Source organism: Kitasatospora sp. McL0602 (assembly GCF_052076145.1).
Lineage (GTDB): Bacteria > Actinomycetota > Actinomycetes > Streptomycetales > Streptomycetaceae > Kitasatospora.
Genome location: NZ_CP197246.1, coordinates 1,774,942 through 1,794,692 on the forward strand (window position 1 = coordinate 1,774,942; position 19,751 = coordinate 1,794,692).

At 71.9% G+C, this 19,751-nt stretch carries 20 protein-coding genes; 7 read left to right on the forward strand and 13 right to left on the reverse strand.

All coding sequences use genetic code 11. The features are described 5' to 3' along the window. Nucleotides 1–59: 59 nt before the first annotated feature. Nucleotides 60–1,679 carry a PucR family transcriptional regulator gene (locus ACR68M_RS08205; protein WP_441249782.1) on the forward strand — a complete coding sequence of 540 codons (1,620 nt, stop codon included), beginning with the start codon at nt 60–62 and terminating at the stop codon, nt 1,677–1,679. A gap of 22 nt (nt 1,680–1,701) precedes the next feature. Here ACR68M_RS08205 and ACR68M_RS08210 read toward each other — a convergent pair whose 3' ends face one another. After that, nucleotides 1,702–2,877, reverse strand: a complete 1,176-nt coding sequence (locus tag ACR68M_RS08210; protein WP_441249783.1) for a hypothetical protein — start codon at nt 2,875–2,877, stop codon at nt 1,702–1,704. Nucleotides 2,878–3,077: 200 nt separating this feature from the next. Here ACR68M_RS08210 and ACR68M_RS08215 point away from each other — a divergent pair, with 200 nt between their 5' ends. Next, nucleotides 3,078–3,521 carry a VOC family protein gene (locus tag ACR68M_RS08215; RefSeq protein ID WP_441249784.1) on the forward strand — a complete coding sequence of 148 codons (444 nt, stop codon included), beginning with the start codon at nt 3,078–3,080 and terminating at the stop codon, nt 3,519–3,521. Between the two features lie 57 nt (nt 3,522–3,578). Here the strand turns inward: ACR68M_RS08215 and ACR68M_RS08220 are convergent, their stop codons facing one another. Beyond that, a complete protein-coding gene (locus ACR68M_RS08220) occupies nt 3,579–5,210 on the reverse strand; it encodes a hypothetical protein (protein WP_441249785.1) in 1,632 nt (543 codons plus the stop codon). A gap of 316 nt (nt 5,211–5,526) precedes the next feature. On the opposite strand from ACR68M_RS08220, the gene ACR68M_RS08225 reads away from it, so the two are divergent. Then, nucleotides 5,527–6,852, forward strand: a complete 1,326-nt coding sequence (locus ACR68M_RS08225) for an MFS transporter (RefSeq protein WP_441249786.1) — start codon at nt 5,527–5,529, stop codon at nt 6,850–6,852. 82 nt (nt 6,853–6,934) lie between these two features. On the opposite strand, the gene ACR68M_RS08230 is transcribed toward ACR68M_RS08225, so the two are convergent. The 8 genes from ACR68M_RS08230 to ACR68M_RS08265 form a co-directional block, all read right to left on the reverse strand. Then, nucleotides 6,935–7,210 (reverse strand): metal-sulfur cluster assembly factor, encoded by a 276-nt coding sequence (locus ACR68M_RS08230; protein ID WP_051812276.1) that lies wholly within the window; start codon nt 7,208–7,210, stop codon nt 6,935–6,937. A gap of 133 nt (nt 7,211–7,343) precedes the next feature. Beyond that, nucleotides 7,344–7,796, reverse strand: a complete 453-nt coding sequence (gene sufU / locus ACR68M_RS08235; RefSeq protein WP_441249787.1) for a Fe-S cluster assembly sulfur transfer protein SufU — start codon at nt 7,794–7,796, stop codon at nt 7,344–7,346. A 17-nt stretch (nt 7,797–7,813) separates the two neighbouring features. Beyond that, on the reverse strand, nt 7,814–9,064 hold the full coding sequence (locus tag ACR68M_RS08240; protein WP_441251539.1) for a cysteine desulfurase: 1,251 nt from the start codon (nt 9,062–9,064) through the stop codon (nt 7,814–7,816). A gap of 35 nt (nt 9,065–9,099) precedes the next feature. Beyond that, complete coding sequence (sufC, locus tag ACR68M_RS08245; RefSeq protein WP_441249788.1) at nt 9,100–9,864, reverse strand: Fe-S cluster assembly ATPase SufC; 765 nt, start codon at nt 9,862–9,864, stop codon at nt 9,100–9,102. Nucleotides 9,865–9,866: 2 nt separating this feature from the next. Next, nucleotides 9,867–10,184 carry a bifunctional 3-phenylpropionate/cinnamic acid dioxygenase ferredoxin subunit gene (locus ACR68M_RS08250; protein ID WP_441249789.1) on the reverse strand — a complete coding sequence of 106 codons (318 nt, stop codon included), beginning with the start codon at nt 10,182–10,184 and terminating at the stop codon, nt 9,867–9,869. Continuing rightward, entirely contained in the window at nt 10,181–11,416 is a 1,236-nt protein-coding gene (gene sufD, locus ACR68M_RS08255; RefSeq protein ID WP_441249790.1) for a Fe-S cluster assembly protein SufD, read from the reverse strand. Before sufD ends, ACR68M_RS08250 begins: the two co-directional genes overlap by 4 nt. A 60-nt stretch (nt 11,417–11,476) precedes the next feature. Beyond that, nucleotides 11,477–12,892 (reverse strand): Fe-S cluster assembly protein SufB, encoded by a 1,416-nt coding sequence (gene sufB, locus ACR68M_RS08260; protein WP_441249791.1) that lies wholly within the window; start codon nt 12,890–12,892, stop codon nt 11,477–11,479. Then, nucleotides 12,889–13,740 (reverse strand): helix-turn-helix transcriptional regulator, encoded by an 852-nt coding sequence (locus ACR68M_RS08265; protein ID WP_441249792.1) that lies wholly within the window; start codon nt 13,738–13,740, stop codon nt 12,889–12,891. Before ACR68M_RS08265 ends, sufB begins: the two co-directional genes overlap by 4 nt. Before the next feature lie 175 nt (nt 13,741–13,915). Here ACR68M_RS08265 and ACR68M_RS08270 point away from each other — a divergent pair, with 175 nt between their 5' ends. Both ACR68M_RS08270 and ACR68M_RS08275 read left to right on the forward strand, forming a co-directional pair. After that, nucleotides 13,916–14,842, forward strand: coding sequence for an ABC transporter ATP-binding protein (locus ACR68M_RS08270; RefSeq protein WP_441249793.1), 927 nt, complete (start codon nt 13,916–13,918; stop codon nt 14,840–14,842). 41 nt (nt 14,843–14,883) lie between these two features. After that, the gene (locus tag ACR68M_RS08275; protein WP_441251540.1) at nt 14,884–15,603 is read left to right on the forward strand and encodes an ABC transporter permease; all 720 of its coding nucleotides are present in this window, start codon (nt 14,884–14,886) and stop codon (nt 15,601–15,603) included. Nucleotides 15,604–15,620: 17 nt separating this feature from the next. On the opposite strand, the gene ACR68M_RS08280 is transcribed toward ACR68M_RS08275, so the two are convergent. Next, nucleotides 15,621–16,259 (reverse strand): LPXTG cell wall anchor domain-containing protein, encoded by a 639-nt coding sequence (locus ACR68M_RS08280; protein WP_441249794.1) that lies wholly within the window; start codon nt 16,257–16,259, stop codon nt 15,621–15,623. A gap of 229 nt (nt 16,260–16,488) precedes the next feature. On the opposite strand from ACR68M_RS08280, the gene ACR68M_RS08285 reads away from it, so the two are divergent. Next, the gene (locus ACR68M_RS08285) at nt 16,489–17,454 is read left to right on the forward strand and encodes a COX15/CtaA family protein (protein ID WP_441249795.1); all 966 of its coding nucleotides are present in this window, start codon (nt 16,489–16,491) and stop codon (nt 17,452–17,454) included. Nucleotides 17,455–17,520: 66 nt separating this feature from the next. Here the strand turns inward: ACR68M_RS08285 and ACR68M_RS08290 are convergent, their stop codons facing one another. After that, nucleotides 17,521–17,853 (reverse strand): hypothetical protein, encoded by a 333-nt coding sequence (locus ACR68M_RS08290; protein ID WP_441249796.1) that lies wholly within the window; start codon nt 17,851–17,853, stop codon nt 17,521–17,523. A gap of 101 nt (nt 17,854–17,954) precedes the next feature. Here ACR68M_RS08290 and ACR68M_RS08295 point away from each other — a divergent pair, with 101 nt between their 5' ends. After that, complete coding sequence (locus ACR68M_RS08295) at nt 17,955–18,596, forward strand: DUF2461 domain-containing protein (RefSeq protein WP_441249797.1); 642 nt, start codon at nt 17,955–17,957, stop codon at nt 18,594–18,596. 62 nt (nt 18,597–18,658) lie between these two features. Here ACR68M_RS08295 and ACR68M_RS08300 read toward each other — a convergent pair whose 3' ends face one another. After that, nucleotides 18,659–19,600 carry a heme o synthase gene (locus ACR68M_RS08300; RefSeq protein ID WP_441249798.1) on the reverse strand — a complete coding sequence of 314 codons (942 nt, stop codon included), beginning with the start codon at nt 19,598–19,600 and terminating at the stop codon, nt 18,659–18,661. Nucleotides 19,601–19,751 lie beyond the last annotated feature (151 nt).

Here is a 19,751-nt window from a genome sequence, read left to right on the forward strand (position 1 = left end):
GGGCATGGTGCCCGAGCTCCCCCGGCGGAGCCCCCGACGACACACGGAGGACGACGAACGTGACCGCTCCCGGCCCCGGCGGCGGCATCCCGCTGCGCCAGCTGCTGATGTCGCTGGGCGAGCCGCTGGTCGAGCTCCAGGCCGCCCCGGCCGGGCTCGACGTGCCCGTCCGGGACGTCGCGATCCTCGACCCGGAGGACGTGGCCACCGCCAACTTCGGCGAGCTGGTGCTGGCGATCGGCGCCCGGGGCCGCGCCGCCCTCCCGGCCCTGCGGGCGGCGGGCCGGGCCCGCGCGGCGGCCGTCGCGGTGAAGCTGGACGCACCGGGCCAGGCCGACGCCCTGCGCGAGGCAGCCACCGACGCGGGCGTCGCCCTGCTCTCCGTCCGGCGGGAGACCCGCTGGGAGCACCTGGACTCGCTGGCCCGCGCGATCATCGCCGGCCCCGAGGCGCCGGAGACCCCGGAGCACAACGCAGGCGACCTCTTCTCGCTCGCCCAGACCGTCGCGGTGCTGACCGGCGGCATCGTGTCGATCGAGGACACCTCCAGCCGCGTCCTCGCCTACTCCCGCTCCTCCGACTCCGACGAGGTCGACGACCTTCGGCGGCTCTCCATCCTGGGCTGGCAGGGCCCGGAGCCGTACCTCTCCAAGCTCCGCGAGTGGGGCATCTTCCAGCACCTGCGCAGCTCCGACACCGTCATCACCATCGACCCGCACGCCGAGCTGGGCATCCGCCGCCGGATCGCCATCGGCATCCGCGCGGGCGCCCAACCGCTCGGCACCATCTGGGTCCAGGAGGGCGCCCAGCCGCTCACCGAGCACGCCGAACAGGCCCTGGTCGGTGCGGCCCGGGTCGCCGCCGCCCAGCTCGTCCGCCGACGCCGCGAGCTCTCCGCCGACGTACGGCTGACGCAGACGCTGCTCACCGGCCTGCTGGAGGGCTCGACCGGCCCGCAGTCGCTCGCCACCCACCTCGGCCTCGACCTGCGCCGCCCGGCGACCGTCCTCGCGTACGCGGCGGGCGCCCCCGGCGAGGGCACCGACCTGGAGCTGACCCGCGCCGAGGTGACCGGCCTGATCTCCGTGCACACCGCCGCCCGGCACCGCAGCGCACTGCTCGCCCCGATCGACTCCCGGGTGTACGTGCTGCTGCCCGAGCTGCCGCCCGGCCTGCCCATGACCACCGTGCGCAGCTGGGCCCAGGAGGTGGTGACGGCCGCCCACGAGCACCTCGGGGTGCCGCTGCGGGCGGCGGTCGGCAGCACCGTCGAGGGCCTGGCCGCCGTCCCCGAATCCCGCGCCCAGGCCGACCGCATCCTCGACGCGATGGGCCGGGGCGGTGTCGCCCCCACCGTCGCCGCCCTGATCGACGTCCAGGCGGAGGTCCTGGTCAGCGAGGTGCTGGCCCTGCTCCAGGAGCGCAGCGGCCTACGCGACCCGCGCCTGACCGCCCTCGCCGAGTACGACCTCCGCCACGGCACCCGGCTCGCGGAGTCCGTCCTCGCCTGGCTGGACGCCCTGGGCGAGGTCCGCGTCGCGGCCGACGCCCTGCACATCCACCCCAACACCCTCCGCTACCGCGTCCGCCGCGCCGAACAGCTCACCGGCATCGACCTCGCCCAACCCCAGCAGCGCCTGCTCGCCATGCTCCAACTCCGCCTCCCGGCGGACGGCTGAACCGAACCCACCCCGGGGGGGGCTACCAGTGCGTGCGCTCGATCCGCCACTGCTCCCAGGCCGTCAGCCATGCCTCGTGCTGCGCCGATGCGGCGCCGCGCGGCGCGCCGCCGGCCCAGTAGCGCTCCCAGGCCCGCTGTGCGGGCAGGCTCGGCACCTGGCTGGCGAAGGCGGTGTAGCGGATGACCTCCTCGACCGCCGCCCGCCCCTCCGGGCCGTCGACCGCCCAGTCGGTGTTCTGGGCCAGCCGGGTCAGGTGGTTGACCATCGCGGTGAGCGACTCCCCGGCCTCCTCCCGCGTCTCGGAGGCGAGCCGCATCTGCTGCCGCACGGCCGTCTCCCACCGCACCGCGCCCGCCTCGCCGCGTGAGCGCCGGGGCAGCCGGGGCGTCCGCCGGGCCTGCACCTGCGCGTCGATCGCCACCGCCTCCCGGACGGCGTGCTCGACCACTGCCCGGTGCGCCTCCAGCCCGGCCACCGGCGGCAGTTCGCGCTCCTCCAGCTCGGCCCGCAGGGCCTGCCGGGCGGCGAGCTTGCGGAGCAGGTCGGTCCGCCCGAGGATGTACCGCTCGAAGTCCTCGATCTTCTTCAGCTCGATGCCGCCCGGCGGCACCCCACGGCCCGTCACCGTCACGGTGATGCCGTCGACCCGCAGCCGCCCGGCCCAGACCGGCTTCGCCGGCGCGCCCTCCTCGGCGCCCCGGCAGTCCTCGTGGATCTGCACGGCCCTGGGCTCGCCCTCGACGGTGATCCACTCGCGCAGCGCCCGGACGCTGCCGGGGCCGTCGCCCTCGTCGACCTCCAGCTGCTCGTAGACCCGGTCCCGCTCGTCCTCGACGACGTCCTCCAGGTCGGGCAGCGGCTCCTGGTCCACCCCGGGCCGGTAGGTGCGCACGGTGACGTACGGGCCCTCGGCCGAACTCCAGTCGCCGGAGCGCACCTCGACCCAGCCGAGTTTGCCGTTGCGCAGCTCGTACTCGGCCAGCGCATCGGAGGCACTTCCGGCGCACTCGTCACCAGGGGGCGCACTCTCGGCGTCGCGCGCCGGGTCGGCGGCGTAGACGGGGAAGTCCGCCTCGCTCAGCACCTCGCGGTTGTACTCCTCGTGGTCGGCGTAGAAGTCCTCCTCCGCCGCCGCCTGCGGCCCTGCCTCCTGGGGCTCCGACTCCTGGGGCCTGCTCGCGTTCTGCCACGTCATGCTCTGCCGCACCCCCGCGTAACTCGCCTCGCGTCTGTCCCCGGCACCGCACCGGGACGCGCCCGGTGCCAGCTCCGTTGCCGCCCCACGATACGGTGCACGGACCTGCTGGGCCATCAGCTTCCCTCGTACGGCTGCCAGATACCGCACCCGGCCCCGCCACCCCAGGTTTGTCAGTAGCCTTGCCTACGCTGGGCGGTATGACCACCGAACAAGCCTTCCCCGCGCGGATCAGCATCGTCACGCTCGGGGTCTCCGACCTGGGGCGCAGCACCGAGTTCTACGAGGCGCTCGGCTGGCAGCGCTCGGCCGCCTCCAACGCGGAGATCGTCTGGTTCCGTACCGTCGGCTCCGCCCTGGGCCTGTTCCCCGCCGACGGGCTCGCGGCCGACGCGGGCATCCCCCCGACGGGCGAGCCGTCCTTCCGGGGCGTCACCCTCGCGGTCAACCTCAAATCCCCCGAGGCCGTCGACACCGCCCTCACCACCGCCGTCGAGGCGGGCGCCACCGTGGTGAAGCCCCCGGCCACCACCAGCTGGGGCGGCTACTCCGGCTACTTCGAGGACCCGGACGGCCACCTCTGGGAGCTGGCCCACAACCCCTTCTTCACCCTCACCCCCGAAGGCCGCCTCGACCTCCCCTGAACGCCGGAACGGTAGGTGCAGCACCGCACCTACCGTCCCTCGCAGCCCCAGCCCGCGCTACTTGCTCTGCGACCTCGCCTTGAAAGCGGCCTTCCGCGCCTCCTTGGCGACGTTCCGCTCCAGGTGCAGCTCCCCGACCGCGTCCAGCACGTCGGCGGTGTACGGGTGTTGGACGCGCCAGACCTCGCCGAAGAAGCTCGCCGGGTTGTCCGTCACCGGCAACCCCCGGATCAGCTCCTGGAGCACGCCGGCCTCGCCCTCGTTGGTGAGCAGCTGGGCGGCGAAGGTGTCGATCATCGTCCAGAGCACCATCCCGCGCTCCGGCGCGACGACCTCCTCGCCCTGCGAGCGCAGCCACGAGCGGGCCGCCCCGCCGAGCACCTCGTCGTCCACGACCTCTACGACGGCCTCCCGGGCGTCCGTCCCGAGCAGGTCCATCGCCTGGAGGCAGAGCAGCCGGCGGACGGGGCTGTAGGTGTCCAGGCCGCGCGCGGCGTCCAGCAGCTCCCGGGCGGCGGCCACCGGCTCACGGCCGCTCAGCCAGGCGAGCAGCTCCCGGCCGGGGATGACGTTGGCGGTCTCGGAGATGCCGCGCAGCAGCGCCTCCGCGTCGCCCTGGGCGAGCTCGCCGATCAGCGGGGCGTCGTAGCCGTCCTCCAGCAGCCACTGCCGCACGGCGAACTGGCCGAGCGGGGTCAGCCGGACGAGCCCGAAGCGGTCGGAGTCGGCGTCCTCGTCCGAGGCCTCGACGGCGGCGGCCGCCGCCTCCTCCGACTCCTCCTCCTCGAACAGCTCGGGGTCGATCGGGCGGTGCTCCAGCAGGCCGAGCTCGGCGAGGTCGCCGAGCATCGGGTCGAGCATGACCATCAGGTCGGTGATGTCGCCGAGCAGCTCCTCGTCGGGCTCCTCGCCCTCCGGGACGACCAGCAGCGCGGCGAGCACGCCCAGCGGCACGGTCTCCTGGCCGGGCTCGGCGAAGGCGGTGGTCTCGTAGAGCACCTGGAGCGCCTCGTCGAGCAGCTCGGCAGCCTCCTCGCGGGCCTCCTCGACCTCGGCGAGCCGGGCCTCGGCAGCCTCCTCGTCGGCACCCGCCTCGCCGCTCTCCTCGCCGCCCTCGGTGTCGAGGTCGAGCGAGTCCGCCTCGACGGCCAGCTCGCGGACGATCCCGGCGGCGGTCAGCCACAGCTCCAGGACGGTCTCCGCGTCCCCCTGCTCGGCGGGCTCCAGGTCGGGGCCGGGGACGGCGACGTGCGCGCCGTCAGCGGTGGTGCCGATCTCGATCAGGTCCAGGTCGCAGGCCAGCGACCAGGCCCGCATCGCCTCGACGACGTCCTCCTCCGAGACCTCCTCGCCCTCCGCCGGGTAGCCCAGCAGGCGGGCGGCGGGCTCGCGGTCCGGCTCGGTCAGGTCGCCGAACTCGTCCACCGCGCGGTGCGGGGCCGTCCAGCGGGCCAACTTCAGGGCGTGGTCGATCAGCGGCACGGCGAGCGCGGCGGCGACGAGCTCGGCCTCCGGCGCGAGCTGGATCGGCGGCACGAGGACGGCCGAGTCGTCGAGATCCTCGTCACTCTCGCCGTGGGCGGCGAACGCTCCGTAGAGGTCGGCCAGCTCGTAGTCGGCGGGCAGCAGGCCCTCGGCGGGCCCGGTCGGCGACGGGTTGTCAGAGGTGGTGCGGCGTCGTCCGGCCATGGTTACGAGCTCTCCCGGTGTGGCTGTGATCACTACGAGGGGGACCGGTCCGTGCCGGTCCATCAACTCAGCGTATCCGTCCGGCCGCGCCGATGCCCTGCCCGGCACCCGCTCGCCTGCGCCGACCACCCGGCGCCCCCGGCCCGGAAGGCTCGTGCGACCACGTATCCTTCGGATGGCCGGTCGCACACCCCGCACCGGCCTCCGGGCAACGAAGCCCACCCCACGCAACCCCGCTCCACCGGGGCTCCAGCCCCGGCCACCACCCCTGGCCCGGACCGGCCACGGTGGTGCCCGGCCACAGGAGACCCCTGCCATGGCGGACCTCTCCCCTGCCGGCTCCGGACTGTCCACAGCACAGTTCCGGGCCCGTCGGCTCTCGGAGGCCCTGCTCCCCCTGGAGCTCGCACCACGTACGCAGCTCCAGCTCGCCTCGATAAGCCGCTGGAACGCCCTGCGCGGCATCCGCGTCGGCCTGGTCGCCGCCGCGCTGCTCCTGCTCCTGATCGGCGCCAATCTGGCGACCCCGATCTACCCGCTGCTCCAGCAGCGTCTCGGGCTGACGGCCCTGGACACCACGATCCTCTTCACGGTGTACGTCTTCGCGCTCGTCCCGGTGCTGGCCGCCGTCGGGCACTGGTCGGACCACTTGGGCCGCCGGGCGATGATCCTGCCCGCCGTCGCGCTCGCCGCCAGCGGGGACGCGCTCTTCGCCACCGCCGGGAGCTTCTGGCAGCTGGCTGCCGGGCGCGCCGTCCAGGGCGTCGCCGTGGGCCTCGCCACCGGCGCGGCCGGGGCGGCGCTCGGGGATCTGCTGCCCGACCACCCGACTCTCGCCGCCAAGCTCACCCTCGCCTGTTCGGCGGGCGGCGTGGCGCTCGGCCCGGTCGTCGGGGCGTCCCTCTCGGGCGGCCCGAACCCGCTGCTGACGCCCTTCCTGATGCACGCGGTGGCCCTGCTGGCGCTCTGCGTCCCGCTGGCCCTCGTCCACCCCCGCAAGCCCGGCCGCGAGCGCCCCGTCAGCGCCCCGCCGCGCGTGACCACCCCGGCCCACCTGCGCCCCCGCCGCCTGGCCCTGCCGGCCCGGGGCCGCACCGAGTTCCTGCTCGCCGCGACGGCCGGCTTCGTCTCGTACGCGGTCTTCGGCGTCTACCTGAGCCTGGCTCCGTCGTTCTCCAGCAAGCTGCTGCACAGCAGCTCGCACATGACCGGCGCGGTGGTCGCCGCCCTGCTGCTCGGCTCCTCGGCGGCGGCCCAGCTGCTGGTGCCGCCGACCGCCGACCGGCTGGTCGTCGCGCTCGGCATGACCGGCCTGGCCACCGGCCTGGGCCTGGTCGTCACCGCCCAGTACACCGAGACGCCGGCCCTGCTCTTCATCGGCAGCGTGCTGGGCGGCGCCTGCCAGGGCGTGGCCTTCCGCTCGCTCTTCACCTCCGCCGTCGCGGCGATGGACCCGGAGCGCCGGGGCAGCGAGCTCTCCGCCCTCTGGGTCATCGTCTACCTCGGCAGCTCCCTCCCCATCGTCGCGGTCGGCGCAGCGGTCCAGCACTACGGCCTCCTCCCGGCCGTCAGCACCTTCGTCGCCCTGGCCGCCGCAGCCTGCCTCGCACTGGCCGCCGCAGTGGTCCGCCCGGGGCGCTGACCCCCCGCCGGACGCGCACGTGAAACGCCACTGCCGTGGCCCCCAGAGCGGGGGCCACGGCAGTGGCGTTTGTACGGGTACCTCAGACGTTGAAGCCGAGGGCGCGGAGCTGGTCCCGGCCGTCGTCGGTGATCTTGTCGGGGCCCCACGGCGGCATCCAGACCCAGTTGATCCGGAGGTCCTGGACGAGGCCCTCGGTGGCGGTCTTCGCCTGGTCCTCGATGACGTCGGTCAGCGGGCAGGCCGCCGAGGTGAGCGTCATGTCGATGGTGGCCACGTCGGACTCGTCGATGTGGATGCCGTAGATCAGGCCGAGGTTGACGACGTCGATGCCCAGCTCGGGGTCGACGACGTCCATCAGGGCCTCGGTCAGGTCCTCCACGGAGACGGTGCCCGCCGTGGTGCCGACGATGACCGTCGGGCCCTCGGTCGAGGCCGCCTCGGCGGGGGTCTCGGTGTCGCTCATTGGTCCAAACCCTCCAAAAGGGTGGTCAGTCGTTGATGACGGGCTGCTGGGCGAGGGCCTGGGCGGTCGCGTCCTTCCAGGCCATCCAGCTCAGCAGGGCGCACTTCACCCGGGCGGGGAACTTCGAGACCCCGGCGAACGCGATCGCGTCCTCCAGGACGTCCTCGTCGCCCTCGGCCTCGCCCTTGCTCTGCATCAGCTGCAGGAAGGCCTCCTGGACGGCCTGGGCGTCGCCCACGGTCTTCCCGACCACCAGGTCGTTCAGCACCGAGGCGCTGGCCTGGCTGATCGAGCAGCCCTGCGAGTCGTAGCTGACGTCCGCCACGACCGGCCCGTCGAGCCGCACCCGCAGGGTGATCTCGTCGCCGCAGGTCGGGTTGACGTGGTGCACCTCGACGTCGCCGTCGCGCAGACCCTTGCCGTGCGGGTTGCGGTAGTGGTCCAGGATGATGTCCTGGTACATCGAGTCGAGCTTCATCTCGGTCCTCCGTCCCCTCAGCCGAAGAAGTTGCGGACGTGCTGCAGGCCGTCGATCAGCGCATCGACGTCCGCGGGTGTCGAGTACAGGTAGAACGAGGCCCGGGTGGTCGCCGGGATGCCGTACCGCAGGCAGACCGGCCGCGCGCAGTGGTGGCCGACCCGGACGGCGATGCCCTGCTCGTCGAGCACCTGGCCGACGTCGTGCGGGTGGATGTCGCCCAGCACGAAGGAGATCGCCGCGCCTCGGTCGACGGCCGTCCGCGGACCGATGATCCGCAGGTCCTCGACCTCCTGGAGGCGGGCCATCGCGTACTCGGTGATCGTGTGCTCGTGCTCGGCGATCCGCTCCATGCCGATGTTCGACAGGTAGTCGATCGCCGCACCCAGCCCGACCGCCTGGGCGATCGGCGGGGTGCCCGCCTCGAACTTGTGCGGTGCGGGGGCGTAGGTCGAGGCACCCATGGTGACGGTCTCGATCATCTCGCCGCCGCCGAGGAACGGCGGGAGGTCCTCCAGCAGCTCCTGACGGCCCCAGAGCACGCCGATGCCCGTCGGGCCCAGCATCTTGTGGCCGGTGAAGGCGACGAAGTCGGCCTCCAGCGCCTGGACGTCCATCACCATGTGCGGGGCGGCCTGCGAGGCGTCGATCAGCACGAGCGCGCCGACCGACTGGGCCTTGCGGACGATCGCCTCGACCGGGTTGATCGTGCCCATCAGGTTGGAGACCAGCGTGAAGGAGACGATCTTCGTCTTCTCGGTGATCAGCTCGTCGATGTCGGACAGGTCGAGCCGGCCCTCGTCGGTGAGCCCGAACCACCGCAGCTTCGCGCCGGTGCGCTGCGAGAGCAGCTGCCACGGCACGATGTTGGAGTGGTGCTCCATCTCGGTGATGACGATCTCCGAGTCCGCGTCCACGCGGTACGGCTCGTCGGCCCAACCCAGCATGTTGGCCACGAGGTTGAGCGACTCCGAGGCGTTCTTGGTGAAGATCACCTCGTCCCGGCTCGGCGCGTTGATGAAGGCCGCGACCTTGTCACGGGCACCCTCGTACAGCGCCGTCGCCTCTTCGGCGAGCACGTGCACGCCACGGTGCACGTTGGCGTTGTGCCGCTCGTAGTAGCCGGTGAGGGCGTCCAGCACCTGCTGGGGCTTCTGCGAGGTGGCCGCGTTGTCCAGGTAGACCAGCGGCTTCTCGTCGTGCAGCACGCGCTGCAGGATCGGGAAGTCCTTGCGGAGGGCGTCGCCGAACTCCTGTGCGGAGGCCAGCCGTGCTTCCAGAGCCGAGCCGGAATGAGTTGTCGTCACTCGGAAGCGCCGCCCTTCACGTAAGCCTCGTAGCCCTCGTTCTCCAGCTTGTCGGCCAGCTCGGCGCCGCCGGACTCGACGATGCGACCGGCCGAGAAGACGTGGACGTAGTCGGGCTTGATGTACCGCAGGATGCGGGTGTAGTGGGTGACCAGCAGGGTGCCGACCTCGCCCGTGGAGCGGACGCGGTTGATGCCCTCGGAGACCTGGCGCAGCGCGTCGACGTCGAGGCCGGAGTCGGTCTCGTCGAGGATCGCGATCTTCGGCTTGAGGAGCTCCAGCTGGAGGATCTCGTGGCGCTTCTTCTCGCCGCCGGAGAAGCCCTCGTTCACGTTGCGCTCGGCGAACGCCGGGTCCATCTGCAGGGTGGCCATCGCCTCCTTGACCTCCTTGACCCACAGCCGCAGCTTGGGGGCCTCGCCGCGGACGGCGGTGGCGGCGGTGCGCAGGAAGTTGGAGACCGAGACGCCGGGGACCTCGACCGGGTACTGCATGGCGAGGAAGACACCGGCGCGGGCGCGCTCGTCGACGGACATCGCGAGCACGTCCTCGCCGTCCAGCAGCACCTGGCCGCTGGTGACGGTGTACTTCGGGTGGCCCGCCAGCGTGTACGCCAGGGTCGACTTGCCGGAGCCGTTGGGGCCCATGATGGCGTGCGTCTCGCCCTGCTTGACGGTCAGGTCGACGCCGCGCAGGATCTCGCGCGGGCCGCTCTCGGCCTCGACGGAGACGTGCAGGTCGCGGATTTCAAGGGTAGCCATGCTCAGGACTCCTGGTTGACGGAGACGAGCACATCGTCCCCTTCGATCTTTACGGGGTATACGGGAACCGGCCTGGTGGCGGGCAGCCCGGAGGGCTTGCCGGAGCGCAGGTCGAAGCTGGAGCCGTGCAGCCAGCACTCGATCATGCAGTCCTCGACCTCGCCCTCCGAGAGCGAGACGTTCGCGTGCGAGCAGATGTCGTTGATCGCGAACACCTCCCCCTCGGTGCGGACGAGGGCGACGGGCACACCGTTCAGCTCGACGCGCTTGGGAGTGTCCTCCGCCAGCTCGCCGACCGAACAGGCGCGGACGTAGCTCATGCGACTGCCGTTTCCAGCTCGGCGTCGATCTTCTCCAGCAGGTGCTCCTGGAGCTCCGGGACGCCGATCTGCTGGACGAGCTCGGCGAAGAAGCCACGCACCACCAGGCGGCGGGCATCGTCGGCCGGGATACCGCGGGACTGCAGGTAGAACAGCTGCTCGTCGTCGAAGCGGCCGGTCGCCGAGGCGTGGCCGGCGCCGACGATCTCGCCGGTCTCGATCTCCAGGTTCGGGATCGAGTCGACCCGGGCGCCGTCGGTGAGCACCAGGTTGCGGTTGTGCTCGTAGGTGTCGGTGCCCTCGGCGGCCGCGCGGATCAGCACGTCGCCGACCCAGACGGCGTGCGCGTCCTGGCCCTGGAGCGCGCCCTTGTAGACCACGTTCGAGCGGCAGTGCGGGGTGTCGTGGTCGATGACCAGACGGTGCTCCAGGTGCTGGCCGGCGTCCGCGAAGTACAGGCCGTAGAGCACGGCCTCGCCGCCGGGGGCGGCGTAGTTGACGCGCGGGTGCAGCCGGACGACGTCGCCGCCGAAGGTAACCACGACGGACTTGAGCGTCGCGTCCCGACCGATCAGGGCGGTCTGCTGGGCGACGTGCACCGCGTCCCGCTCCCAGTCCTGGACGGAGACGAAGGTCAGCTTCGCGCCGTCGCCGACGAGCAGCTCGACGTTGGCGGCCCGGGTGCCGGTGCCGGTGTGGTTCAGCACCACGACGGCCTCGGCGAACGGCTTGACGTCGATCACCACGTGGGCGAAGCGGACGCCGCCCTCGCCGTGCACGTCGATCCTGACCGGCTCGGTCAGCACCGCGTCCTTGGGGACGGTGACGACCAGCGCCTCCTGGAAGGAGGTGAACGCCTGCGCGGCGACCCGGTCGACCGGCTTGCCGGCCTTGCCCAGGCGCGCGTCGTCCCGGCCGACGGTCTCGGCGGTGACGCCCTCGGGCAGGCCGAGCTCGACCTTGTCCTCGCCCTGGGCGGCGGAGGCGGCGGTGCCGTCGTGCAGCCCGCCGAGGCGGTGCATCGGCGTGAACCGCCAGTCCTCCTCGCGGCCGGTCGGCACCGGGAAGTCGTTCACGTCGTACGAGGGCTTGACCGCGACGCGGGCGTCGATCGGCTGCTGCACGGTGGCCCGGCCCGTGCCGGGGCCGGCGAGCTGTGCGCCGGCACCCGCGGTGCCGACCTCGATCGAACCGGCGGTCGTGGCGCCAGGGGTGTTCTGAACTTCAGCCATGGCTGTTCGTTGTGCTCTCTTCCTCAGGAATTCCGGACGGTGGGCGGTCGGCGTGGGACGTCAGCCGACGGAGCCCTCCATCTGCAGCTCGATCAGCCGGTTCAGCTCCAGCGCGTACTCCATCGGCAGCTCGCGCGCGATCGGCTCGACGAAGCCACGGACGATCATCGCCATCGCCTCGAACTCGGTCATGCCACGGCTCATCAGGTAGAAGAGCTGGTCCTCGCTGACCTTGGAGACCGTCGCCTCGTGGCCCATCGACACGTCGTCCTCGCGGACGTCCACGTACGGGTAGGTGTCCGAGCGGGAGATGGTGTCGACCAGCAGCGCGTCGCAGAGCACGTTGGACTTCGCGCCCTTGGAGCCCTCGCCGATCTCGATCAGACCGCGGTACGAGGTGCGGCCGCCGCCTCGCGCCACCGACTTGGAGACGATGTTGGAGGAGGTGTTCGGCGCCATGTGCACCATCTTGGCGCCGGCGTCCTGGTGCTGGCCCTCGCCCGCGAAGGCGATCGACAGCGTCTCGCCCTTGGCGTGCTCGCCCATCAGGTAGACGGCCGGGTACTTCATGGTGACCTTGGAACCGATGTTGCCGTCGATCCACTCCATGGTCGCGCCCTCGTACGCCACGGCGCGCTTGGTGACCAGGTTGTAGACGTTGTTCGACCAGTTCTGGATGGTCGTGTAGCGGCAGCGGCCGCCCTTCTTGACGATGATCTCGACCACGGCGCTGTGCAGCGAGTCCGAGGAGTAGATCGGCGCGGTGCAGCCCTCGACGTAGTGAACGTAGGCGTCCTCGTCGACGATGATCAGCGTCCGCTCGAACTGGCCCATGTTCTCGGTGTTGATCCGGAAGTAGGCCTGGAGCGGGATGTCCACCTTGACGCCCGGCGGGACGTAGATGAACGAGCCGCCGGACCACACGGCGGTGTTCAGCGCGGCGAACTTGTTGTCACCGGCGGGGATGACGGTGCCGAAGTACTCCTTGAAGATCTCCGGGTACTGCTTCAGCGCGGTGTCCGTGTCGAGGAAGAGCACGCCCTGCTCCTCCAGGTCCTCACGGATCTGGTGGTAGACGACCTCGGACTCGTACTGCGCGGCGACACCGGCGACCAGGCGCTGCTTCTCCGCCTCCGGGATGCCCAGGCGGTCGTACGTCGCCTTGATGTCGGCGGGCAGGTCCTCCCAGGACTCGGCCTGCTTCTCGGTCGAGCGCACGAAGTACTTGATGTTGTCGAAGTCGATGCCGGAGAGGTCCGAGCCCCAGGTCGGCATGGGCTTCTTGCCGAACAGCTTCAGGCCCTTGAGCCGGAGGTTCAGCATCCACTCGGACTCGGACTTCTTGGACGAGATGTCCCGGACGACGTCCTCGCTGAGGCCGCGCTTGGCCACCGAACCGGCGGCGTCGGGGTCGGACCAGCCGTACTCGTACGTGCCCAGGCCCTCGAGCTCCGGGTGCGAAACGGTGTCAGTCATGCGAGGTTCCTCCGCGCGGACGCAGGTTCTGGTGGATTTGACGTACCGGCAGTCGGCGCTGCACCGGGCGCCCGGCCTGAGCCGGGAGACGATGCGGCACCGGGTGCCGGCACATAGGTGGTGCAGACCCCGTCGCCATGGGCGATCGTGGCCAGCCGTTGCACGTGGGTGCCCAGGAGCTGGGAGAAGACCTCGGTCTCCGCCTCGCAGAGCTGGGGGAACTGCTCGGCGATGTGCGCGACCGGGCAGTGGTGCTGGCAGAGCTGGGCGCCCGCCGGGGCCTTCGCCCCGGTGGCGGACGGCACTCGCCGCACAGTGGCAGCGTACCCGTCGGCACTCAGCGCCTGGGCCAGTGCCTCGGTACGGTCGCCGGCCTCGGCGCCGTCCAGACGGGTCAGGTACTTCTGCCCCTGACGGGCGAAGCGGGCCCGCGCGAAGGCCGCGACGGCCTCCTCACCGGCCTTGCCGCCGCCGACCGCCTCCGAGATCCAGCGCAGCGCGTCGGCCGCGAGCTGGTCGTACGCCTGGTAGAAGGCGTCCCGGCCGGATTCGGTGAGCGCGAAGACCTTGGCCGGACGGCCCCGGCCCCGGCTGCCGTAGACCCGCTGCTCACGGGCGTCGACCAGACCGGTCGCGAGCAGCCCGTCGAGGTGACGCCGGACGGCCGCGCTGGTCAGCCCCAGCCGTCCCGCCAGGTCGGCGGCGGACGAGGGCCCGTGGTCGAGGATCGACCGCGCGACCCGGTCCCGGGTGGCGCGGTGGCCGTCGAGGAGCACCTCGGTGGCCGTCGCGGGCACGCCGCAGTCGGGGGCCACGTCGGCCTCCGGCTGCTGGTCGAGCTCGCGCATTCTTTTCACAACACCAGTGTTGCGTAATTACTTCCACTCGGACAAGCCGTGACCCATGCCTCATTGATGTCATCAGTCACACAGGTAAGGCTTACCTGGCCTGCAGGGACGATCGACGGAGCCATCGACGGAGCCGCTGGCAGGGCCCGTGCCGCACCCTCTTAGACTCCCCGGTATGCAGAACGAACCCGCGGTCGAGATCACCGGCCTGGTGAAGCGGTACGGACCGAAGACCGCGGTCGACGGCCTCGACCTCGTCATCTCCCGAGGCGCCGTCACCGCCGTGCTCGGCCCCAACGGCGCCGGCAAGACCACCACCATCGAGGTCTGCGAGGGCTACCGCCGCCCCGACGCCGGCACCGTGCGCGTCCTCGGCCTCGACCCCGTCACCGACGCCAGGCAGTTGAAACCCCGCGTCGGTGTCATGTTGCAGTCGGGTGGTGTGTACGCCGGAGCGCGCGCCGTCGAGATGCTCCTGCACACCGCCAAGCTGCACGCCGACCCGCTGGACGTCCCCGCCCTGGTCGAGCGCCTCGGCCTCGGCTCCTGCGGCCGCACCACCTACCGCCGCCTCTCCGGCGGCCAGCAGCAGCGCCTCGCCCTCGCGATGGCCGTGGTCGGCCGCCCCGAGCTGGTCTTCCTCGACGAGCCCACCGCCGGGCTCGACCCGCAGGCCCGCCGCGCCACCTGGGAGCTCGTCCGCGACCTGCGCCGCGACGGCGTCACCGTCGTCGTCACCACCCACCACATGGACGAGGCCGAGCAGCTCGCCGACCACGTCGCCGTCGTCGACCGGGGCCGGGTCATCGCCACCGGCACCCCCGACGAGCTCTGCCGGGGCGGCGCCGAGAGCAGCCTGCACTTCACCGGCCCGGCCGGCCTCGACCTCGACTCACTCGTCAAGGTCCTGCCCGACGGCGCCACCGCCACCGAGCCCGCCCCCGGCTCGTACCGCATCGAGGCCCCCGTCGACCCGCAGCTGCTCGCCACCGTCACCAGCTGGTGCGCGGCCGCCGGGGTGATGCCGGAGAAGCTCTCGGTGCAGCGCCGCAGCCTCGAAGACGTCTTCCTCGACCTGACAGGACGGGAGCTCCGCTCGTGACCACCTACACCCCCGCCCCCGGGGCGGCGCCGGTCGGCCGGATGCTGATCGCCCAGACCGCGTTCGAGACCAGGATGCTGCTGCGCAACGGCGAACAGCTGCTGCTCACCGTCGTCATCCCGACGGTGCTGCTGGTGCTCTTCAGCCTCGTCGACGTGGTCTCGGTCGAGGGGCCCGGCAAGCGCGTCGACTTCCTCGCGCCCGGCCTGCTCGCGCTCGCCGTGATGTCCACCGCCTTCACCGGCCAGGCCATCGCCACCGGCTTCGAGCGCCGCTACGGCGTCCTGAAGCGGCTGGGCGCCAGCCCGCTGCCGCGCTGGGCGCTGCTCACCGCCAAGACCGGCTGCGTCCTGGTCACCGAGGCACTGCAGGTCGCGCTGCTCTCGGTGATCGCACTGGCCCTGGGCTGGTCGCCGCACGGCAACCCGCCGACGGTCGTGGCGCTGCTGGTGCTCGGCACCGCCGCGTTCTCCGGCCTCGGCCTGCTGATGGCGGGCACCCTGAAGGCGGAGGCCACGCTGGCTGCCGCCAACCTGGTCTTCGTCCTGCTGCTGCTGGCGGGCGGCGTGGTCGTACCGCTCTCGAAGTTCCCCGGCGCCGTCCGCTCCGCGCTCGAACTGTTGCCCGTCAGCGCGCTCTCGGACGGCCTGCGGGCCGTGCTCCAGCACGGCGCCTCGGTGCCGTGGTCCGATCTCGGCATCCTCGCCGTCTGGGCCGTACTGGGCCTCGGCGCGGCGGCCCGCTTCTTCCGCTGGGAGTGAGCGGGCCGCCGTCCGGCTCAGTGTCGGCGGGCCTGGCGACGACGGCCGAGGAAGAGCAGGCCACCGCCGACCGCGATCACGCCGGCTCCGGCCGCCGCGATGACGGGGGCGTCACTGCCGCCGCCGGTGGAGGCGAGCGACGGGCCGGTCGGCGTGGGCGTCGGGGCCGGCGTGTGGGTGACGGGCTTGCTGGGCGCGGGGGTGCTTGGCGCCGGGGTGCTGGCGGCCGGAGTGCTCGGCGCCGGAGTGCTGGGGGCCGGGGTGCTGGGCTTGGGGCTGCTGGGCACCGGGGACGGGCTCTCGCAGGGGGCGATGGTCGCGGTCTTGGTGACCGACCAGCCCTTGTCGCCCTTCGGGTCCTCGTCGGTGGCGACGAGCAGCGTCGCCTGGATGTCCTTGCTGTGTGCCTTGACGGTGAAGTCCTGCACGAAGGTCTGGCCGAACTTCTTGTGGTCCACCAGCTTCTCGCCGTCCACCGTCAGCGTGACGGTGTTGGTGAAGTCCGCGTTGTAGCTGACCAGCGACACGCTGATCTTGCTGCAGCTCACCTGCCAGGTCGGCACGTGCGCCGAGGCACTGCCCGCCAGCGCCAGTGGTGCCATCACACCCACGCCCGCCGCCAGCAGAACCCTGGCTATCCCGCGCTGCGCCGCCATATCGACCACCCTCCCGAACGACCTTGGCAGGGACGGACATTGACCCCACCACCAACCCAAGCCCCGGACTCTACCCGCCGGGGCCACCCCCTGAACCGCGGTTGACCGGAATCGCCCTCTTGACGTTCGGCACCGATCCCCTTCGTGCACTTCTGACTGCACGGACGGACCCGCCACCGGTGAGCCGCCCCGCCACAAGATCAGCTGTAAGCCCACCTAGGATGGCCTGGTGCGTACCCCCTCCTCCCTCCTCGCCGACCGCTGGCAGCCGTCCGCCGTGCTCGTCCGACGCGCCGCGCTCGCCGCGCTGGTGATGAGCGTGGTCATCGTGGTCACCGGCGGCGCCGTCCGGCTCACCGCCTCCGGGCTCGGCTGCACCACCTGGCCGCGCTGCACCGGCGAGAGTCTGACGCCGACGCCCGCCATGGGCATCAACGGCATCATCGAGTTCACCAACCGGATGCTGACGTACGTGCTGTGCGCGGCGATCGCCTGGGCGACGCTGGCGGCCCGCTGCCACCGGCCGTGGAGGCGCAGCCTCACGAAGCTCGGCTGGTGGCAGTTCTGGCTGGTGATGAGCAACGCCGTGCTGGGCGGCATCACCGTGCTGACCGGCCTCAACCCGTACACCGTCGCGCTGCACCTGATCGCCGCGATGGGCCTGGTCTGGGTCGCGCTGCTGATGTGGGAGCGCAGCAAGGAGGGTGACGGCGCGCCGGTGCAGTCGGTCGGCGTGCCGATCGTCCAGCTCAGCCGGCTGCTGGTGGTCGTCATCGGCCTGCTGGTCGCCGCCGGGACGCTGGTGACCGGGGCAGGTCACCACCCGGGCTCGCCGGGCAAGGACGGCAAGCCCGTGCCGCGCATCCCGATCGACTACGACCGGCTGGCCCAGGTGCACGCGGACCTGGCCTTCCTCTCCTTCGGCGTGGTGCTCGCGGCGGTCTTCGTCTTCGCCGCCGTCAAGGCCCCGCCCGCCGCGCGGGCCCGCACGCGGGAGCTGTTCGTCCTGCTGCTGGCCCAGGGCCTGCTGGGCTTCGTCCAGTACTTCACGGACGTCCCCGAGATCCTGGTCGGCGTCCACATGTTCGGCGCGACACTGGTCTGGATCGCCGCCCTGCGCATCCCGCTCGCGCTGCGCACCCGCCCGGCCGAGCCCGCCGTGACCGTACCGGCGCAGGCCCTGCAGAGCGCCTGACACCCCGCGCGGAGATACGGAAGAGGGGCCCCGGTCGGGGCCCCTCTTCCGTATCTGCGTATCCGGTCAGCCGCCGAGCTGGATGCCGGCCATCCGCTTCCACTCGTACGCGCTGGTCTTCACCTTGAGGCCGAGCTCGCCCTCGAAGGAGTCGTGCAGCGTCAGGCCCGCGAGCTCGGCGGCGCGCTTGCCGACGGCGTAGGACGGGGCGACCTGGTCGCCCCAGGAGCCGTCCGCCCCGACCATGACGATCCGGGTGGCGACGGCGCCGACGTACTCGACGACGCCGTCGGCGCTGCCGCCGTGCTGCTTGGCGAAGCTCTCGATGTGCTTGGCAATGCGCTTGGCGCGGCGCTCGGCCCGAGCGTCCGGCGCGGCGGCGGTGGTGGTGGCGGTCATGCCCCGCATGCTACCGACCGGTAGCGCGGCTGGCGACGGCAGCGCCGTGTGCGGCGGGCCACACACCGCCCTCGCGGCGGCACCGGCCATAGACTCGGAGCGTGACATTCAAGGGCTGGCCCGACGCCGCACTGGACTTCTACGAGGGCCTGGAGGCCGACAACTCCAAGGCCTACTGGACGGCCCACAAGGCCGTCTACGACGAGGCCGTACTCGCGCCGATGGCCGATCTGCTCGACCGGCTGGAGCCGGAGTTCGGGCCCGGCAAGATCTTCCGGCCGAACCGGGACGTCCGCTTCAGCGCGGACAAGTCGCCGTACAAGACGCACATCGGCGGGTACCTGGCGGCCGGTGGCTACATCCAGCTCTCCGCCGACGGCCTCGCCTGCGGCAACGGCCTGTACCAGCTCGCCCCGGACCAGCTGACCCGCTACCGGGCGGCCGTCGCCGAGGACGTCTCCGGCGCCGAGCTGGAGCGGGTGATCGCCGCTGTCCGCGCCGAGGGGCCGAGCGTGGTCGGCCGGGACGCCCTCAAGACCGCCCCGCGCGGCTACCCGAAGGACCACCCCCGGATCGAGCTGCTCCGCAACAAGGGGCTGATCGCCTGGCAGGAGTGGGAGCCGGCCAAGTGGCTCGGCACCCCGGCGGCCGCCGACCGGATCGCCGCCTTCCTACGCAGCTCCGTCCCCCTCAAGGACTGGCTGGACGGGCACGTCGGCCCGAGCGAGCTACCACCCCGGTAACCCGGGAGACGCAGAAGGCCCCCGCCGAAGCGGGGGCCTTCCGGCGAGCCGGCGAGCGGGGGCTACTTCACGAACGGGTCCACCGCGACGACGACGAAGAGCAGCGTCAGGTAGGTGATCGACCAGTGGAAGAGCCGCATCTCCTTGAGCTTGGCACCCACCATCCCGGCCTTGGCACGGCCGTGCAGGGCGTGCGCCTCCTTGAGCCAGAAGCCGCCGAGCAGCACCGCCGAGACGGGGTACAGCCAGCTGGTGTGCGCAAGCGGCCACAGGGCCAGCGAGACTGCGACCATCACCCAGGAGTACGCGATGATCTGGCGGGCCACGACCAGGTTGCCCTTGACCACCGGGAGCATCGGCACGCCGGCCTTCGCGTAGTCCTCGCGGACCTTCATCGAGAGCACCCAGGTGTGCGGCGGAGTCCAGAAGAAGATGACCAGGAAGAGCACCAGCGCGGACCAGGACACCGAGTCGGTGACGGCGGCCCAGCCGACGAAGACCGGCATGCAGCCGGCGATGCCGCCCCAGACGATGTTCTGCGCGGTGCGGCGCTTCAGGCCCAGCGTGTAGACGAAGATGTAGAAGAGGAGCGCGGTCAGCGCCAGGCCGGAGGCCAGCCAGTTGACCAGCAGTCCGAGCCAGAGCGTCGAGATGACGCCCAGCGAGATGCCGAAGACCAGCGCCTCGCGCGGCGACACCATGCCGGTGACCAGCGGGCGGCGCTCGGTGCGGGACATCACCGCGTCGATGTCGCGGTCGATGTACATGTTGAGGGCGTTGGCGCCGCCGGCCGACATGAACCCGCCGACGACCACCCAGAGCACCAGCAGCGGGTCGGGCACACCCTGCTTGGCCAGGAACATCACCGGCACGGTGGTGATCAGCAGCAGCTCGATGATCCGAGGCTTGGTCAGTGCGACGAATGCCCCGACACGGGCCCCGAACGGCCGGTGCGCAGGGGTCGTCCCGGTCACCCCGACAGGGCGGGATTCGACGGCGGTCACGAACACCCCAACTCAAGATGAATCTTCACAGGCGTTACCGGGGCAACTGCATCCCGGGATGTTCGCGCTGCGCGTACCACGCCACCTTAGACGCTCCATATCTCCCGACCGGCCTCGGGGTACCTCGGCGAGGCGGAACGCACACCGCCGG

What these genes read in the sequence shown, in the direction of transcription:
- ACR68M_RS08210 (WP_441249783.1), bottom strand. Translation starts at nt 2,877, where the DNA reads ATGACGTGGCAGAACGCGAGCAGGCCCCAGGAGTCGGAGCCCCAGGAG.
- ACR68M_RS08215 (WP_441249784.1), top strand. Translation starts at nt 3,078, where the DNA reads ATGACCACCGAACAAGCCTTCCCCGCGCGGATCAGCATCGTCACGCTC.
- ACR68M_RS08220 (WP_441249785.1), bottom strand. Translation starts at nt 5,210, where the DNA reads ATGGCCGGACGACGCCGCACCACCTCTGACAACCCGTCGCCGACCGGG.
- ACR68M_RS08225 (WP_441249786.1), top strand. Translation starts at nt 5,527, where the DNA reads ATGGCGGACCTCTCCCCTGCCGGCTCCGGACTGTCCACAGCACAGTTC.
- ACR68M_RS08230 (WP_051812276.1), bottom strand. Translation starts at nt 7,210, where the DNA reads ATGGACGTCGTCGACCCCGAGCTGGGCATCGACGTCGTCAACCTCGGC.
- sufU (WP_441249787.1), bottom strand. Translation starts at nt 7,796, where the DNA reads ATGAAGCTCGACTCGATGTACCAGGACATCATCCTGGACCACTACCGC.
- sufC (WP_441249788.1), bottom strand. Translation starts at nt 9,864, where the DNA reads ATGGCTACCCTTGAAATCCGCGACCTGCACGTCTCCGTCGAGGCCGAG.
- ACR68M_RS08250 (WP_441249789.1), bottom strand. Translation starts at nt 10,184, where the DNA reads ATGAGCTACGTCCGCGCCTGTTCGGTCGGCGAGCTGGCGGAGGACACT.
- sufD (WP_441249790.1), bottom strand. Translation starts at nt 11,416, where the DNA reads ATGGCTGAAGTTCAGAACACCCCTGGCGCCACGACCGCCGGTTCGATC.
- sufB (WP_441249791.1), bottom strand. Translation starts at nt 12,892, where the DNA reads ATGACTGACACCGTTTCGCACCCGGAGCTCGAGGGCCTGGGCACGTAC.
- ACR68M_RS08265 (WP_441249792.1), bottom strand. Translation starts at nt 13,740, where the DNA reads ATGCGCGAGCTCGACCAGCAGCCGGAGGCCGACGTGGCCCCCGACTGC.
- ACR68M_RS08270 (WP_441249793.1), top strand. Translation starts at nt 13,916, where the DNA reads ATGCAGAACGAACCCGCGGTCGAGATCACCGGCCTGGTGAAGCGGTAC.
- ACR68M_RS08275 (WP_441251540.1), top strand. Translation starts at nt 14,884, where the DNA reads ATGCTGATCGCCCAGACCGCGTTCGAGACCAGGATGCTGCTGCGCAAC.
- ACR68M_RS08280 (WP_441249794.1), bottom strand. Translation starts at nt 16,259, where the DNA reads ATGGCGGCGCAGCGCGGGATAGCCAGGGTTCTGCTGGCGGCGGGCGTG.
- ACR68M_RS08290 (WP_441249796.1), bottom strand. Translation starts at nt 17,853, where the DNA reads ATGACCGCCACCACCACCGCCGCCGCGCCGGACGCTCGGGCCGAGCGC.